The sequence below is a fragment of the Mesorhizobium sp. M1399 genome, assembly GCF_040317735.1.
In the GTDB taxonomy this organism is placed as follows: domain Bacteria; phylum Pseudomonadota; class Alphaproteobacteria; order Rhizobiales; family Rhizobiaceae; genus Mesorhizobium.
Genome location: NZ_JAMYKZ010000012.1, coordinates 99,676 through 115,919, shown reverse-complemented (window position 1 = coordinate 115,919; position 16,244 = coordinate 99,676). Strand labels below are relative to the sequence as shown.

Genomic DNA, 16,244 nt, shown 5'->3' with positions numbered 1-16,244 from the left:
CGATGCCGCGTGCGGAACCCAAAGAGGCAACGGCGGACGGGCGGATCGCCGACAACGTCGTCTATTTCTCCCGCACCTTGCGCAAGGCCGGTATGCGTGTCGGACCGGCCTCGGTCAAAGACGCCATCGAGGCAGTGCTCGCTGCCGGCATCGGCTCGCGTGACGATTTCTACTGGACGCTGCACGCCGTGCTGGTCTCGAGGCACGAAGATCACGCCACCTTCGACGAGACCTTCCGGCTGTTCTGGAAGTCGCACGAGCTGATCGAAAAGATGCTGGCGATCTTTTCGCCGATCGCTCCCGACAACAAAGGGAAGCAAAAACCCCGCGCGGCCGAGAACCGCGTCAGCCAGGCGATGTTCGAGGGTCACCAGAAGAACCAGCCGGCGCAGGAAGTTCCCGAGATCGAGGTCGACGCGCGCTTCACCTTCTCCGGCAACGAGGTGCTGAGAGGCAAGGATTTTGCCCAGATGAACGCCGCCGAGATGGCCGACGCCAAGATAGCGATCGCCCAGTTGCGGCTGCCCTTCGACATGGTTCGGACGCGGCGTTTCAAAGCCGATGCGCATGGCCGCCGTATTGATCCGCGCGCCATGATGCGCTCGGCTGCGCGCACCGGCGGCGAGTTGATCCTGCCTAAATTCCGCTCGCCCCGCGAAGTCCATCCGCCGCTGGTGGTGCTTGCCGACATTTCCGGTTCTATGAGCCAGTACACGCGGATCTTCCTGCATTTCCTGCATGCGCTGACGGAAAAGCGCCGGCGCGTGCACGCCTTCGTCTTCGGCACCAGGCTTACCAATCTGACCCGTCAGATGCGGCATCGCGATCCCGATGCCGCACTCGCCGACTGTTCTGCCGCGGTAAAGGACTGGTCGGGCGGCACGCGCATCGGCGATACGCTGGCAGAATTCAACCGTTTTTGGTCGCGCCGCGTGCTGGGGCAAGGCGCGGTGGTACTGCTGATCACCGATGGGCTGGAGCGCGACGAGGTCGCCGGCCTGTCGGAGGAAATGGAACGGCTGCATAAATCCTGCCGGCGGCTGATCTGGCTGAACCCGCTGCTGCGCTTCGACGGCTTCGAGGCGCGCGCCCGCGGCGTCAGGGCGATGCTGCCGCATGTCGACGAATTCCGTTCGGTGCACAATCTCGACGCGCTCGCCGATCTCTGTGCGTCGCTGGACAAGAATTCGGTGCGTTCGGTCGACCCGCGCCGGTGGATCCAGGCTGGCGCGAAGCGCGTCGCATAACCACATGTCTCCCAGGGAGAAAATCATGGAACACAGTGTCTATCTCGATGAAGCCCGCGACCCGCTGATCATCGCGGAGGGCTGGATAAAGGACGGCAAGGACGTCGCCATTGCCACCGTGGTCGAAACCTGGGGTTCGGCACCGCGGCCGGTCGGTAGCCATCTGGTCATCGACACCGAAGGCAATTTCCATGGCTCCGTTTCGGGCGGCTGCGTCGAAGGCGCAGTGGTGACCGAAGCAATCGACGTCATCGATAGCGGCAAGGCGAAGATGCTGGAGTTCGGGGTCGCCGATGAGACTGCGTGGCAGGTCGGCCTGTCCTGTGGCGGCCGCATCAAGGTCTATGTCGAAAGATTGGGCTGATTGTCGATGGATCCTTACGCGCTGAAGACACTCAACGCCGAACGTCGTGCCCGCCGCGCGGCGATTTTGGTAACCGATCTTGGTGACGGCCGGGACCGTATCGTGCGCGAGGGCGACCAGGTTGCCGGCGAACTCGGGGCAGCCATCGCCAAGGCATTCCGCACCGGCAATTCCGGGTCGGTCGAAGCTGAGGGACGGGCCTTCTTCCTCAACGCACATCTGCCGCAGCCACGCCTGGTGGTGATCGGCGCCGTCCACATCAGCCAGGCGCTTGCACCGATGGCCAGGATCGCCGGCTATCCCGTCGAGATCATCGATCCGCGCACGGCGTTTGCGACGTCCGACCGCTTTCCCGACATCGCGCTGCATGCCGAATGGCCGGAGGATGTCCTGAAGCGTCAGCCGCTCGACGGCTATACCGCGCTGGCTGCCCTCACTCATGATCCGAAGATCGACGATTTCGCGCTGAAGGCGGCGCTCGACGCCAACTGCTTCTATGTCGGGGCGCTTGGCAGTCGCAAGACCCATGCGAAACGCGTCGAACGCTTGCTGGCCTTGGGCGCGACCGCCGACCAGATCGCCCGCATTCATGCACCGATCGGCCTCGACATTGGGGCTGCCAGCCCGGCCGAGATCGCCGTCGCGGTGTTGGCGCAAGCGATCCACGCCTTTCGCTCTCGCGGCCTCGAATCCAAAGGCGCGGTCGCGTGAAATTTGGTCCCGTTCCGATCGATGCGGCCGAAGGGGCAGTGCTGGCGCACGCCACCACAGCCGGAGAGCGCCGCTTCCGCAAGGCGCACAGGCTAAGCGCCGAGGATGTGTCCCTGTTGAAGGCCTCCGGGATTTCCGAGGTCGTCGCGGCGGTGTTGGCGCCCGATGATCTCAGCGAGGATGCCGCGGCCGAAAAGCTCGCCGCATATATGATCCATCGCAACATCGAGGCGAAGCGCGCTGCGACCGGCAGGGTCAACCTCCACGCGCAGGCTGCCGGCATATTCACCGTCGACGCGGCGATGATCGACGCCATCAATGCCGTCGATCCGACGATTACCATCGCCACGCTGGCGCAGCATGCGCCGGTCGAAAAAGGTCAGATGGTTGCGACGGTGAAAATCATTCCGTTTGCGGTCGCCTTCGCTTTGGTCGATGCGGTGGCAAGGATCTGCGCCGAGGGCGAGATTTTTGCGGTCAACGCCTATCAGCCGGTGCGCGTCGGCGTCATCCAGACGGTGCTGCCCGGCATCAAGCCGAGCGTGCTCGACAAGACGCTGCGCGTCACCGAAGCGCGCCTGGCGCGTTCGGGCAGCCGGCTGACGACGGAGCGTCGAACCCCGCATGAGGTCAGCCCCGTCGCCGAGGCTGCCGCCTCGCTGATCCGCGACAACGATATGGTGGTGATCTTCGGCGCCTCGGCGATGGCCGATTTCGGCGACGTCGTGCCCGCCGCCATCGAAAGGGCAAGCGGCACCGTCATTCGCGCCGGCATGCCGGTCGATCCTGGCAATCTGCTGGTGCTCGGCAATCTAGGCGGCAAGCGCATCATCGGTGCGCCCGGTTGCGCCCGTAGCCCCAAGGAGAACGGCTTCGACTGGGTGCTCGACCGGCTGATTGCTGGTCTCGACGTGACCGCCAGGGATATTGCCGGCATGGGCGTTGGCGGGCTGCTGATGGAAATTCCGACGCGGCCGCAGCCGCGCGAGCCGCTGCCGGCCAAAGCAGAACCAAGGGTCGAGACGGTGCTTCTGGCGGCCGGCCGCTCCAGCCGCATGAGCGGGCCGAACAAGCTTTTGGCGCTGTTCGACGGCAAGCCCCTGGTCCGCCGCACCGCCGAACGCGCGGTCGGTTCGAAAGCCGCGGCCACCATCGTCGTCACCGGCCACGAGCGCGAGCGCGTGTGCAGCGCACTGTCGGGCATGGATGTGACCTTCGCCGACAATCCGGATTTCGCCGAGGGTCTGTCTTCGTCGCTGAAGGCAGGCATCGCCAAGGTTTCTGGCGACGCCGCCGGCGCCCTGATCGTCCTCGGCGATATGCCGGGCGTCGCCTCGGCCGACCTCGACAGGCTGATCGAGGCGTTCCGCAAGTCCGAAGGGCGATCGGTGGTGCGCGCCTCTCATAATGGCCGGCGCGGCAACCCGGTGCTGCTGCCGCGCTCGCTGTTCGCCGCCATCGCTCACCTCGAAGGCGATACCGGTGCCCGTCATCTGGTCGAGGCCGAAGGGCTCGACGTCATCGATGTCGAGATCGGCGAAGGGGCGGCCGTCGATGTCGACACGCGCGAGGCGCTGGAAAGCGCCGGCGGCGTGCTGCAGGATTGACAAACCGAAGCCGAAAAACGCATGGCTGCGGGATGGCCTTTCGTTCTTGCTTCCGGTTCCGCTTGCCCCCCTCTGGCCTCCCGGCCCTGCTGATCGCGATTCTTTTGTCGCTCTCTTGTGCCGCCTACGCCAACGCTCTCGAACTCAAACCCTTCAAGGATGATCTGTTCGCCTATCCGGCGACGCTCTCATCCGAAAACAACGGCGCCTATACGGTCATCGACTATCGTGAGTTGCGCGACATCAACGCCCGTGACGAAGTGCCTGAGCGTCGTGTGCACGCGCAATACACCGATACCGGCGTGCGCAAGGTGCAGCAGGATCTGTTGCTGAAGACCGACGCTGGAGATGTCCGCCACATTGCCGTCGGCAAAGTCGGGGGCGCCAGCATCATCGTGCTTTACCTGCACGGGCAGGGCGGCAGCCGTAAGCAGGGCACCGACGACATCACCTTTGGCGGCAATTTCAACCGCATCAAGAACCTGATGGCCGGCAATGGCGGCCTCTATCTGTCGCCGGATTTTTCCGACTTCGGCGACACCGGTGCCGCCCAGATCGCTGCGTTGATCGGCCACTATGCCGAGCAGTCGCCGGGCGCAAAAATCTTCGTCGCCTGTGGCTCGATGGGCGGTTCGTTATGCTGGAAGCTGGCCGATCGCAAGGACACCGGCGGGCGCATCGACGGGCTGCTGCTGCTCGGCTCGCTGTGGGATGAGAGTTTCTTCTCAAGCCCCGCATTCAAGCGTCGTGTGCCGGTCTTCTTCGGCCAGGGTAGCAAAGACCCGGTGTTTCCAATCGAGAAACAGGAAGGCTTCTTCCGATCGATCCTAGCCAAATCGAGAACCTATCCGACCCGCTTCGTCCGTTTTGAAACTGGCACGCATGGCACGCCAATCCGCATGACCGACTGGCGGGGTACACTCAACTGGATGTTATCGAAGGCCCCCTAGGGCGCGGTGTTGTAGTCGACGACCGTCTGCGGATTTTCCTCGCCGTCGTAAGACGCGTCGACGTCGTACTGGACCAGGGAAAAATCGCCGTTGCGAAACAGATATGTCCCCGATGAAGAGGCATCGCCGATGCCACGCCATTTGTTGAACGTAGCGATCGTCTTGGTCTCTTCGTCGTAATCGGAATTGGTTGCCCAGCCGGAGGTCTGGAAGCCAACTATGGTCATGCCCAGCAGTTTGCCTTCGCTGTCGTTGTTTTCGTAGCGAATGTCCATTTCGGGTTCGGCGAACTGCAATTGCCTGACGCCGAGCACGTCGTCGCTCATGTAATAAATAGAGCTTTCGTTATAGGCCGCGGCCGAGCAGGAGAAGTGGAAAAGCCGCGTTTCCCTTTCGGGATCACTGGCAGCCGCATCCTTGTCTTTATACTGGATCGAGAAAATGTCCGGCTCGGTGCTTAGAAACTCCTTGTCACATTGGTCGCCATAGGTGGCGCCAAACGCCTTTTTGGCCTGCTCAAGCGCCGCGTCCTTCTTCGGCGGCGGCGGTCCTTCGCCGCAGCTTGCCGGCACGGCATCTTCGAAATCGGCCCTTGACGGTTTCAGCGCACCCTTGTCGATGAAGATCGGGCGAAATGGCGGTTCCTGGATCGAGGCGTTGATCTGGCGCAGCGTATAGCAGCCGGCAAAGACATTTTGGCTGCCGTCCTTGGCCGTCGCCCGAATGGCGACCGGAACGCTGTAATAAATACTGCCGGCAGCACCGTCTTCGGACACACCACCGGTTTTTACGTCGACCGTGTCGGTGCCGTCATAGCCTTTGACGAAGGAGTTGAAATCCTTGGCCGGCTTGGTGTCGCCGAAATAGTCCCAGGCGCGCGCGAGTTCGTGCCGGCTGATGGCACTATAAAGCGACCGGATGACCGCTTCGGCATTCGACCTGTCGTCGATATAAGGCGCGTCTGCGGCGAGCGCCGATTGGCCGGCAAGAGAGATAAAAGCGGCCGTTGCGAAAAGGGCGCGTCTCATCGGGAACCTCCACTCGATGAAAAATCCTATCATATCGATTGCGGCGACGTGGTGACGCTTAACAATCGCGTGCGAAAGCGCTACCTCTCGCCGTCGGCAGTCGGGCCGCGTGGAGATTTCTTGTGACCATATCAATGTATGAAGCATCCGTGCCGGTATTTTCGGCGAGGCTGAAGGCACTGGCCAACGTCCTGAGCATTGCCGAGCAAAATGCGGCTGACCGGAAGATCGATCCGCAGGTGTATCTCACGGCGAGGCTGGCGCCGGACATGTTCGCCCTGACCAGGCAGGTACAGATTGCCACCGATCACGCCAAGGGCGCGCCGTCGCGGCTGGCCGGGCGTGAGGTGCCAAAATACGAGGACAATGAGGCGAGCTTCGCCGATCTGCAGGCCCGCCTTAGCAAGACATTGGCTCATCTCGCGACATTTTCGGCGGCCGAATTCGATGGTTCAGATGACAGGATGGTCGAACTGAGGCTTGCGGGACGCGAGGTTTCGATGCCAGGAATGCAGTATCTGTTGCATGCCGCCATGCCCAATTTCTATTTCCACCTGACCACTGCCTATGACATCCTGCGCCACAACGGCGTGCCATTGGGCAAGTCGATCTTCCTCGGATTGCGTTGAGATTCGCTCAGGAGATATCCCGGCCGCGCCGGGATATCTCGCGGTGCACTGTTTAGCGCAAGGACATTTCCCGGGCGATGCGTGGGAAATCGGCCGGCTTGACGCCGATATCGGCGCGATCGGCATTGCTCATCGAATGGAGTAGCGCCAGTGCCGCGCGATAGCGCAGCTGTTCCCGCGGACGCGGACGGGCGAACATTTCAGTGAAGAATCCCATGATTCAAGCCCCTCTATTGAAACCTCCACGGCCTTCAATATAGGCGGATCATGACGATTGTGCAGTGCAGCATTCGCATGGCAGCCATGCTGCCCCGATCTTTTTTGACATAATTCGGCTGGTCCGGCGAAACTTCTGCGGCACTTCGACCGTATGCGTCAGTGCCGGCATTTGGCCGGTTTTTCCTCGCCATTCCTGGCGAACTTCCGGACTGCATGCACATGCAGTCCGGCTTTTTATTGGCCGTGGGGATAAACCCCGTTCGCCGGCATCCTGGGAAAGTCGCCTGGCCTGCCGGCGGCGGGCTTGGAAGCGGCCGGCGCTTTCCTGTATGCTATGCTTCCTCCTCGCGCAGCCGCGCAAAATTCCCGCCGGAGAACCTCCATGCACAAACGCCGCCTCGGCCAGACCGATCTTTTCGTGTCGCAGATCTGCCTCGGCTCGATGACCTGGGGCCAGCAGAACACCGAGGCGGACGGTCACGCTCAGATGGATTTGGCGTTTGCGCGCGGCGTCAATTTCATCGACACCGCCGAACTCTATCCGATCCCGCCCAAGGCCGAGACGCAGGGCCGCACCGAGACAATCATCGGCAACTGGATGAAGGAGAAGCGCAATCGCGGCCAGGTGATCATCGCCTCGAAAGTGGTTGGCCGCACCGCCAACACCTGGTTTCGCGGCGACCGCCCGTCGAAGCTGGTGCGCGCCGACATCTTCGACGCTATTGATAAGTCACTCGCCAGGCTCAACACCGATTACATCGATCTCTACCAGATCCATTGGCCGGAACGCGACGTACCGTGGGGCGCCAATCCGAACCGCATCGGCGCCGTGCCGCGACGCTCCGATGCCGCCGGCGTGCCGGAGGGCGAGACGCCGATCGCCGAGACGCTTGGTGTGTTCGACGAGCTGGTGAAGGCCGGCAAGATCCGCCACTTCGGCCTGTCGAACGAGAATTCCTGGGACGTCATGCGTTTCATTGCCGAAGCCGACAAGGGCCTCGGCCCGCGCGTCGTCTCGTTGCAGAACGCCTATAATTTCGTCAACCGCACCTTCGAGGTGAACCTTGCCGAAGTCTGCGAGCGCGAGCAGGTGTCGCTGCTTGCCTATTCGCCGCTGGCGCAAGGCTATTTGACCGGCAAATACGATCATGGCGCGCGGCCGCAGGGTTCGCGCTCGCAATTGTTCAACCGCGGCCAGCGCTACGAGACGCCGAATGCCGCCGAAGTGCAGCTCGAATACAACCGGTTGGCGCGCACCTTCGGCATGGAGCCGGCGTTGTTTGCCAATGCCTATGTCTCGAACCGGCCCTTGGTCACTTCGAACATCATAGGCGCCACTACCATTTCGCAACTTGAAATGGCGTTGTCTTCCGCCAACGTGGTCTGGACCGAGGACATGCAGAAAGCCGTCGACGCGATCCACCAGCGCGTCGGCAATCCGTGCCCTTGATGCGTCGAGCCGTGATCGTCCGATAGTCATAAGGGGAGGGGAACAGCCATGGACTTTCGGATCGACGCGGTGCGCGCAAAATTTCCGGCTTTGTCGCTGAGCGACAATGGCCGCAGGCGCATCTATCTCGACAATCCTGCCGGCACGCAGGTGCCGCAGGCGGTGGCGGACGCGGTGTCACGCTGCCTGCTGACCACCAATGCCAATCTCGGCGGCTTCTTCGAGACCACCATCGCGGCACAAGACATCGTCGACGAGGCCCATCTGGCGATGGCGGATTTCCTTGGCGCGGCAAGTCCGCGGGAAATCATCATCGGCGCCAACATGACGACGTTGACCTACCACATGTCGCGAACGCTTGGCCGTACGATGAAACCCGGCGACGAGATCATCCTCACCCGCATGGACCATGAGGGCAACATCTCACCCTGGCTGCAACTGGCTGAAGACCTTGGCCTTGTCGTGCGCTGGCTGCCTTTCGACCAGCAGAGCTGGCAGATCGAGGAGGCGGCGCTCGCCGCGCTGCTTTCCGAGAGGACGCGGCTCGTCGCGCTCAACTACGCCAGCAATCTCACCGGGTCGATCAACCGGGTGAAGGCGTTGACCCGCACTGCCAGGCAGGCCGGTGCGTTGGTCTACGTCGATGCCGTGCAGTTCGCCCCGCATGGCCTGATCGACGTCCAAAATCTCGGCTGTGATTTCCTGATCTGCTCGGCCTACAAGTTCTTCGGCCCACATATGGGAATTTTGTGGGGCAGGCTGGACGTCGTCGATGCGCTGAAGCCGTACAAATGCCGTTGCTCGTCCAATGCCTTGCCGGAGCGCTTCGAGCTCGGCACGCCGCAAATTGAATTGATGGCCGGCCTGTCGGCGGCGGTCGATTATCTTGCCGAGCTGGGCGCGGCGGCCGGCGATCAAGCATCGCGCCGCCAGAAAATAACCAAGGCCTTCGAATTGTCGATCGCTTACGAGAACCCGCTGGCGCAACGGCTGATCGACGGTCTGTCGGATATTGCCGGCCTGACCATCCACGGCATCACCGATCCGAAGCGGATCAATGAGCGCGTGCCGACGGTGTCCTTCACCGTCCAAGGCATCGTGCCGGAGGCGATCGTGCGGCAGATGAATGCGGAAAACATCTTCCTATGGTCCGGCCACAACTACGCCTGGGAGATTGTGCACCAGCTCGGCATTCCGGCCGACCAGGGCGTCGTGCGCATAGGCATCGCTCATTACAACACTTCAGCCGAGATCGACGAGACGCTGGAGAGTGTGCACCGCGTTGTCGCCATGCTGAGGCAGGAACGATCCTGAGCGCGCCTCGCGGGCCGATCATCGCTTGTGGGCGCCGCCAAAACCGGTGAGGAAGGCGGTGAGATTGTCGCCGAGCTCGTCGCAGAGATAGCCGCCTTCCTGGACGATGACTGTCGATAGGCCGAGACCGGCGATGGCCTCGCCAATGCGCGAGAAACCGGGCGTGCTCACCGACAGCCCACCGAACGGATCGCCCTCGAAGGCGTCGAGGCCGAGCGCCACCACCAGCGCTTCTGGCGCAAAGGCGCGGATACGCTGGAAAGCCACGTCCAGTGCTTCGAGGAATGCGGCGTCGCCGGATTTGCGCGGCAGCGGCAGGTTGAGATTGTAGCCGAGGCCGGCGCCTTCGCCGCGCTCGTCGGCATGGCCCCAGAAAAACGGATAGAAGCGCACCGGGTCGGCATGCAGCGACACGGTGAGCACGTCCGGCCGGGCATAGAAGATGCCCTGCGTGCCATTGCCGTGATGCAGGTCGACGTCGAGGATCGCCACCCGCGCCGCTTGCTTGCGCAGAACCCGTGCGGCGACCGCCGAATTGTTGATGAAGCAGAAGCCGCCGGCGACCTCGGCAAAGGCGTGATGGCCGGGCGGACGGCAGAGCGCATAGGCTGAAGGCACGCCCGACATCACCGCCTCGGCTGCTTCAACCGCGCTCCAGGCGCTCCACAGTGCGCTCTGCCACGTCTCGCCGGAGATCGGGCAGGCGGTGTCGGCCATGTGGTAGCCGGCCTGGCCGACTGCCGAGGCAGGATAGGAGCCGTGCCGCGCGATCGGATGGATGTTGGGAATGACCTCGGCAGAGGCACCCTCGATGCGCTGCCAGCGCGCGAAGATATGCTGGAGGAAATCGAGATATTCGGGCGTATGCACCGCCGCAATCGGGCCGAGCCCGTGATCCCGCGGCCGTTCGATCGTGCAGCCGGCAGCCTTTGCGCCGGCTAGCAATCGCTCGACCCGTTCCGGCTTTTCCGGATTGGGCTGCGGCGCGCCGCTTGAGAGGAACGCCTTCGGGTCGTGGCGCTTCTGTTCTTCGGCATAGAAGGCTTTCATGTTGGCTCCTCCGGTGCATCGGCGAAGGCGAAAAAGGCGTCGCCGACGATCTTCTGCACCTGCTCGTAGCTCGACCAGGCAATGCCCAACCGTTCGTAAAAAGCCTTGGCGGTCTCGTTGTCGGTATCGACGGACAGCCTGAGATAGACGCCGCCTGCCTTCCGGCACTGCGCCGCCACCCGGCGCAGCAGGCGCTCGCCGATCCTGCGGCCGCGAAACCGGTCCTCGACGTAGAGGTCCTGCACATAGACGCCGGGTCGTCCCATCCATGTCGAGAAGATCGGAAAATACAGGCAAAGCCCGGCAAATTCGCCGCCGACTTCGGCGATCAAGGTCGAGAAGGCAGGCTTTTCGCCAAAGCCATAGGTGCGGAGATCCGCAGCTGTCGAGGTGATCTCCTGATGTGCGCCGACATGCGCGCCGAGCCGTAGGAGTGCGGCGTGGATGGTTTCGACGTCCTCCACCCGGCCGGGGCGGATAAGCACGTTTGTGGATGGCGTACTCACGGCAGGCAGGGCGCCCAGGCACCCCCCTCTGTCCTGCCGGACATCTCCCCCTCAAGGGGGGAGATTGGATGTCGCGCCGGGTTTCGCGATTCACCAACGTTGCAGGATGGGCAGCGAGATCGAAGCTGCCGATCTCTCCCCTTGAGGGGGAGATGGCCGGCAGGCCAGAGGGGGGTGTGCCGGAGCGCAACCATCAGAACGCCACACGGTCGCCGCCCTTGAGCGCCAGCATCTGCCGCGCCTCGGCCGGCGTCGCGACGTCCAGCGACAGCCCGTCGAGCACGCTGCGGATACGGCGGACCTGGTCGGCATTGGACTTGGCCAGTTGGCGCCCGTCGTAGAGGCTGTCCTCCAGCCCGACGCGGACATTGCCGCCCATCGCCGCCGCAATCGAGATCATCGGCATCTGATGGCGTCCGGCGGCCAGCACCGAAAACTGGTAGCTGTCGCCGAACAGTTTGTCGGCGATGCGCTTCATGTGGATCAGGTTTTCGGGATCGGCGCCGATGCCACCGAGGATGCCGAACACGAACTGGATGAACAGCGGTCCCGACACCAGCCCGCGGTCGCGGAAATGCGCCAGCGAGTAGAGGTGGCCGACATCGTAGCACTCGAATTCAAAGCGCGTGCCGCAACCACGCCCAAGCTTCTCAAGCACCGTCTCCATGTCGGCAAAGGTGTTCTTGAAGATCGTGTCGCGGGTCGCCTCGAGCAGCTTCGGCTCCCATTCGTGCTGCCACTCCCGCGGCCGCTCGAGCATGGGGAACAGCGCGAAATTCATCGAGCCCATGTTGAGCGAGCACATTTCCGGCTCCGCCCTGAGCGGGGCGGCCAACCGCTGGTCGAGCGTCATCAGCGAGGAGCCACCGGTGGTGATGTTGATCACTGCGTCGGTCGCCTGCTTGATGCGCGGCAGGAACTGCATGAACACCTCGGGGTCGGCGGTCGGCCTTCCATCCTTGGGGTCGCGGGCGTGAAGATGCAGGATCGAGGCACCGGCTTCGGCGGCGGCGATCGCGTCGGCGGCGATCTGGTCCGGCGTCACCGGCAGATGCGGCGACATCGATGGTGTGTGCACCGACCCGGTGACGGCGCAGGTGATAATGATTTTTCGCGGCGCCATGGTTCGCCCCTCAGCCTTCGACCGGCAGGTCGAGTTCACCGGCCAGCACTTCGAGCGAGTCGCCGATGATGGCTACGATCTCGCCGATCTGCGCGGCGGTGACGATCATCGGCGGCGCGACCATGAAATTGTCGCCGTCGACGCCGCCCTTGACCTTGCGTCCGTAGATGATCAGTCCGCGCTCATAGGCGAGGTCGAGCAGCCGCTGGGTGGCCTTCTTTGCCGGCTCGATCGGCCTCAGCGTATCTGGGTCGGCGACCATTTCGGCACCTGTGAGCAGGCCCTTGCCGCGGACGTCGGCGATGAACGGAAACCGCTTCGCCAATCCCTTCAGCTCGTCCATCAAAAGCTTGCCCATATCGGCCGCATTGGCGATCAGGCCGAGACGGTCCATCTCGCCGAGCACGGCGAGCCCGGCGGCGCAGGCGAGCGGGTTGCCGGCATAGGTATGGCCATGCTGAAAGCCGCCCGATGCGAGCAATGGCTGCACCAGCCGCATCGGTGCCGCCAGCGCGCCGAGCGGCGCGTAGCCCGAGCCCAGCCCCTTCGACAGCGCAACGATGTCGGGCTTGCAGTTCCAGTGGTCGCCGCCGAGGAATTTTCCGGTGCGACCGGCGCCGCTCATCACCTCGTCATGGATGAGCAGGATGCCGTAGCGATCGCAGATCTCGCGGATGCGCGGATAGTAGCTGTCCGGCGCCACCAGTGCTGCCGTGGCAGCGCCGCCGACCGGCTCCATGATGAAGGCGAGCACGCTGTCCGGCCCCTCGGCGAGAATCTTCTCCTCCAGCATGTCGGCATAGCGGATGCCGCGCTGTTCCATCGAAAGATTGTCGCGGTCGCGCCAGGCGATGGGCGCCGGCACGGTCGGCATCACTTGCATCATCGGCGCAAATGTTTCGGCCAGCGTATCGTCGCCGGTGACGGCGAGCGCACCCAGCGTGCCGCCATGATAGGACGGAAAACGCGTGATCACCTTCCAGCGGCTGGGCTGGCCGGTGGCGACCGCCCATTGCCGCGCCAGCTTGACGCAGGATTCCGTTGCCTCCGAGCCGCCGGAGACGAAAAAGATGCGGTCCAGGCCCTCGGGGAGTTTGGCCGCCAGTTGCCGCGCGAGCTCCTCGGCCGGTTCGTTCTCGAAATGCAGGCGGTAGGCGAAGGTGGCGCGGTCCATCTGCCGTTTCATCGCGTCGAGCACGTTGCGGTTGGAGTGGCCGATATTGGCGACCATCGGCCCGCTCGATCCGTCGATGAAGCGGCGGCCATCCTGCGTCCACATGTAGATGCCTTCGGCGCGGTCGATCAGCGGCCGACGCAGGCTGGACAGATAAAACAGATGCGAGGCTTCGCGGGCTTCCGGGACAGGGGGCTTCAGCATGTCATGGCTTTCCAAGATAGCGGTCGAGGACATTTCTGGTGACGCGCTCGACCATCGCGTCCTGCCTTAGCAGGCCGGCGACCCATTCGCAGCTTCCTGCGTGAAACACCTCGCCCTTGCCGCGCGGGAAATTGACGATCATGCCGTTGCCGCGTTTGACCTTGTCGAGATTGGCGTCGCTTGCCTCGCCGAACAGCGTTTCGGCGGTGAAGCGACCGTCCTCGTCGCCGAGGAACTGGTCCTCGAACGGAATGTCGGCGCTTTCCTCGACCTGGGCAGCCATGCCGACCGCGAGCACCTGCAGGCCGTCCGGTGCGCCGCTGTCGGGCGTGGGGTAGGGCAGGCCGCCGCGGATCTCGAAATCGAGCCCGTCGACCTCGTAGCCATAGACATGGCTGTCGGCGCCGAGCAGGTCGCCATAGTAGATGCCGGTGCCGGCAAACGCCCAATGCTCAGGCCGGTAGACCGGAAAGCCGCGTACGCCGCGCGGCGCGCAGCCGCCCCAGCCCGCATAGACGCCTCTTGTCGCGTTGAGGCCGAAGGTCGCCGCACCCGGCCGGCCGATTTCCGGCGCTTCCCAGGAATTGGTGGCGCGCCTTATATCGCCGCCGCGATAGGCCGGGTCCTCTGCGCGAGCGCGGTATTTGTAGCAGACCTGCCGGCGGCCTTCGTCCTCCAGCCTGGTCTGCCACATGAAATTGCCGGCGAAGCGCGCCGCTTGGCCGCCGCGCTCGACATAGGTGTCGACCGCATCGCGCATCTCCCAGGTCCAGTATTCGTCGTGGCCGACGAAGACGACGCAGTCGTAGCCGTCGAGAATGTCGGGCGAAAAATGCAGATCGTGCTGGCTGGCAAGATCGACGGCGTAGCCGGCACGCTCGGCGAAGCGGAAGAAATGGCTGTCATAGCTTGCCCAGCCGGACGAGGCGTATTTCTTCGAATGGCCGGTGGCAAACGCCCATTCCATATGCGGATAGCGCGGCACGGTTTTCGGCGGCACGGCGACTTCGAGCGGCACGCGCGGCGCGTCCCTGGGCAGCACGACGAAGCCGCGGCACCAAGGCCGCTGCGTCGACACTATTCGTGCATACTGGTCGCGGCCTGGCCCGGTGATGCCTTCGTAATGGTTGGAACCGCCCCATGTGTTGTAGGCGAGCCAGGTGCCGGTGGCCGCGACCTGCAGCACGCGACCAAGCTTCTTGCCGGGCTGCGGCGCGACGATGAAAAGATGGTGGTAGCGGATCGGCTTGCCGTCGCGAGCGTCGGCTTCAAGCGTGACGCGATAGGCGCCGGACGGCCAGTCGTCGCCGATGCAAAATTCGAACGATGCTTCCCAGCCGCAGCCCTCGACCGAACACTGATCAGGCGTATCCTGCCAGCGCGCCGCGATCCCGGTCCTTTCGAATATCGTCGTTTCCGTACCGCCGTCGCGGACGATCGCGATGCCGAAACTGGCGGCCGTCGAGCTGACATGCAGCGCCACCATCTCGCCGGGGTGGTAGGAAAAACGGTCGCTGTAGCACCAGATTTCGCCGCGCCCGCCATCCATACCCGGCCATTCCCAGTAATGGCTGCGCACCGCCTGGCGTCGCTGCTCCGGCGTCAGTCCGAAATCGGGAAACTCGGTCGGCAGATGGTTCATGGACACCGCTAAGGTCGAAGGCCGCCATTTCGGCCATCCGCCGGCCAAGCGTCAATTGGAAACGATCGGGCCAGTCATCGCCGGGCTGCTCCCTTGGCCTTGCCGGACAAACAGACTATCTCACAAAACGCGGCCTTGTCCGCCACGGGAGCCGATATGCTGAGAGTGCAAAAGGTTAGGGTCAACGACATTTACGTGCCGACCGCGCGCAAGAAGACGCTGCATCCCGAGACCGTCCGCCATCTTGCCGAGGACATTCTGGAAAACGGCATGAATACGCCGATCCAGGTGCGCCATGACGGCAAGCGCCATATCCTGGTCGAAGGCCTGCATCGGCTCGAAGCGGCCAAGTGGCTCGGCGAGACTGAGATCGACGCCTATCTGGTGCAAGCCAAGCGCCACTGAAGCCACTCGGTTCCGTCGTTCGAATCTCCGGTTCCGCGGATTTTTTCTCGTGGACCGTGTCGGCTTGCGTCTTGTCGGTTCGTCCTAGACACGAAAGCCAAACCCGACATGTGAGGAAACACCATGACCACCAAGCTCGACATCGCCCCCAACTCCGACCGCGAGCTGGTTCTCGCCCGCATCATCGATGCACCGCGCGAGAACGTCTATCGCTGCTGGACCGAGCCGAAGCTGTTGACGCAATGGTTTGCGCCGAAGCCGTGGACGACGCCGCGCGCTGAGATGGACGTTCGCGCCGGCGGCACCAGCCTGGTCGTCATGGCCGGTCCCGACGGCAACGAGTTTGCGAACCCCGGCGTCTTCCTCGAAGTCGTGCCGGGCAGGAAGCTCGTCTTCACCGATGCCTATACCAAGGCGTGGGAGCCTTCCGCCAAACCGTTCATGACCGGCATTGTGACACTCGAGGACGAGGGCACGGGCAAGACCCGCTACGTCGCCCGGGTTGCGCATTGGTCGGTCGCCGACCGCGAACAGCACGAGAAAATGGGTTTTCACGAGGGCTGGGGCCAGTGCGCCGAACAGCTCGAGGAAGTCGCAAGGCGACTTTGATGCAAACGGGAG

The 16,244-nt window shown here is 63.4% G+C and carries 17 protein-coding genes; 10 read left to right on the top strand and 7 right to left on the bottom strand.

Annotated features, from left to right (window positions below; translation table 11 throughout):
- The first annotated feature begins 2 nt into the window (after window positions 1-2).
- Genes NKH05_RS21890 through NKH05_RS21870 form a run of 5 tightly spaced genes read left to right on the top strand, consistent with a single transcriptional unit; the run spans window position 3 to window position 4,879 of the window.
- A complete protein-coding gene (locus tag NKH05_RS21890; RefSeq protein WP_352481164.1) occupies window positions 3-1,247 on the top strand; it encodes a vWA domain-containing protein in 1,245 nt (414 codons plus the stop codon).
- Window positions 1,248-1,272: 25 nt separating this feature from the next.
- Window positions 1,273-1,611: an XdhC family protein gene (locus NKH05_RS21885; RefSeq protein WP_352481163.1), complete on the top strand. Its 339-nt coding sequence runs from the start codon at window positions 1,273-1,275 to the stop codon at window positions 1,609-1,611.
- A 6-nt stretch (window positions 1,612-1,617) separates the two neighbouring features.
- Window positions 1,618-2,322 (top strand): XdhC family protein, encoded by a 705-nt coding sequence (locus NKH05_RS21880; RefSeq protein WP_352481162.1) that lies wholly within the window; start codon window positions 1,618-1,620, stop codon window positions 2,320-2,322.
- Window positions 2,319-3,929, top strand: a complete 1,611-nt coding sequence (locus NKH05_RS21875; RefSeq protein WP_352481161.1) for an NTP transferase domain-containing protein — start codon at window positions 2,319-2,321, stop codon at window positions 3,927-3,929. The genes NKH05_RS21880 and NKH05_RS21875 overlap by 4 nt, the downstream gene beginning before the upstream one ends.
- A 32-nt stretch (window positions 3,930-3,961) precedes the next feature.
- Window positions 3,962-4,879 carry an alpha/beta hydrolase gene (locus NKH05_RS21870; protein WP_352855843.1) on the top strand — a complete coding sequence of 306 codons (918 nt, stop codon included), beginning with the start codon at window positions 3,962-3,964 and terminating at the stop codon, window positions 4,877-4,879.
- Here the strand turns inward: NKH05_RS21870 and NKH05_RS21865 are convergent.
- Entirely contained in the window at window positions 4,876-5,907 is a 1,032-nt protein-coding gene (locus NKH05_RS21865) for a DUF1176 domain-containing protein (RefSeq protein ID WP_352481160.1), read from the bottom strand. The two genes, NKH05_RS21870 and NKH05_RS21865, sit on opposite strands and share 4 nt — an antisense overlap.
- A 122-nt stretch (window positions 5,908-6,029) precedes the next feature.
- On the opposite strand from NKH05_RS21865, the gene NKH05_RS21860 reads away from it, so the two are divergent.
- Window positions 6,030-6,536, top strand: a complete 507-nt coding sequence (locus NKH05_RS21860; protein WP_023717410.1) for a DUF1993 domain-containing protein — start codon at window positions 6,030-6,032, stop codon at window positions 6,534-6,536.
- A 52-nt stretch (window positions 6,537-6,588) separates the two neighbouring features.
- On the opposite strand, the gene NKH05_RS21855 is transcribed toward NKH05_RS21860, so the two are convergent.
- Entirely contained in the window at window positions 6,589-6,753 is a 165-nt protein-coding gene (locus NKH05_RS21855) for a hypothetical protein (RefSeq protein ID WP_023674744.1), read from the bottom strand.
- 384 nt (window positions 6,754-7,137) lie between these two features.
- On the opposite strand from NKH05_RS21855, the gene NKH05_RS21850 reads away from it, so the two are divergent.
- Together NKH05_RS21850 and NKH05_RS21845 are read left to right on the top strand one after the other, a co-directional pair.
- The gene (locus NKH05_RS21850; RefSeq protein ID WP_353026043.1) at window positions 7,138-8,205 is read left to right on the top strand and encodes an aldo/keto reductase; all 1,068 of its coding nucleotides are present in this window, start codon (window positions 7,138-7,140) and stop codon (window positions 8,203-8,205) included.
- Between the two features lie 48 nt (window positions 8,206-8,253).
- A complete protein-coding gene (locus NKH05_RS21845) occupies window positions 8,254-9,519 on the top strand; it encodes a cysteine desulfurase-like protein (RefSeq protein ID WP_352481159.1) in 1,266 nt (421 codons plus the stop codon).
- Window positions 9,520-9,537: 18 nt separating this feature from the next.
- Here NKH05_RS21845 and NKH05_RS21840 read toward each other — a convergent pair whose 3' ends face one another.
- The 5 genes from NKH05_RS21840 to NKH05_RS21820 all read right to left on the bottom strand — a co-directional run bounded on the left by NKH05_RS21840 (window position 9,538) and on the right by NKH05_RS21820 (window position 15,218).
- Window positions 9,538-10,569 carry a histone deacetylase family protein gene (locus NKH05_RS21840; protein WP_023717413.1) on the bottom strand — a complete coding sequence of 344 codons (1,032 nt, stop codon included), beginning with the start codon at window positions 10,567-10,569 and terminating at the stop codon, window positions 9,538-9,540.
- Complete coding sequence (locus NKH05_RS21835; RefSeq protein ID WP_352481158.1) at window positions 10,566-11,075, bottom strand: GNAT family N-acetyltransferase; 510 nt, start codon at window positions 11,073-11,075, stop codon at window positions 10,566-10,568. The genes NKH05_RS21840 and NKH05_RS21835 overlap by 4 nt, the downstream gene beginning before the upstream one ends.
- Window positions 11,076-11,268: 193 nt before the next feature.
- Window positions 11,269-12,198: a 3,5-dioxohexanoate:acetyl-CoA acetone transferase gene (gene kce / locus NKH05_RS21830; protein WP_023717415.1), complete on the bottom strand. Its 930-nt coding sequence runs from the start codon at window positions 12,196-12,198 to the stop codon at window positions 11,269-11,271.
- A 10-nt stretch (window positions 12,199-12,208) separates the two neighbouring features.
- Entirely contained in the window at window positions 12,209-13,576 is a 1,368-nt protein-coding gene (locus NKH05_RS21825) for an aminotransferase family protein (RefSeq protein ID WP_352641135.1), read from the bottom strand.
- 1 nt (window position 13,577) lies between these two features.
- The gene (locus NKH05_RS21820) at window positions 13,578-15,218 is read right to left on the bottom strand and encodes a N,N-dimethylformamidase beta subunit family domain-containing protein (protein ID WP_023717417.1); all 1,641 of its coding nucleotides are present in this window, start codon (window positions 15,216-15,218) and stop codon (window positions 13,578-13,580) included.
- Between the two features lie 156 nt (window positions 15,219-15,374).
- Here NKH05_RS21820 and NKH05_RS21815 point away from each other — a divergent pair, with 156 nt between their 5' ends.
- Both NKH05_RS21815 and NKH05_RS21810 read left to right on the top strand, forming a co-directional pair.
- Window positions 15,375-15,623 (top strand): ParB N-terminal domain-containing protein, encoded by a 249-nt coding sequence (locus NKH05_RS21815; RefSeq protein WP_023717418.1) that lies wholly within the window; start codon window positions 15,375-15,377, stop codon window positions 15,621-15,623.
- Window positions 15,624-15,746: 123 nt separating this feature from the next.
- On the top strand, window positions 15,747-16,232 hold the full coding sequence (locus NKH05_RS21810; protein WP_352587676.1) for an SRPBCC family protein: 486 nt from the start codon (window positions 15,747-15,749) through the stop codon (window positions 16,230-16,232).
- Window positions 16,233-16,244: the final 12 nt, after the last annotated feature.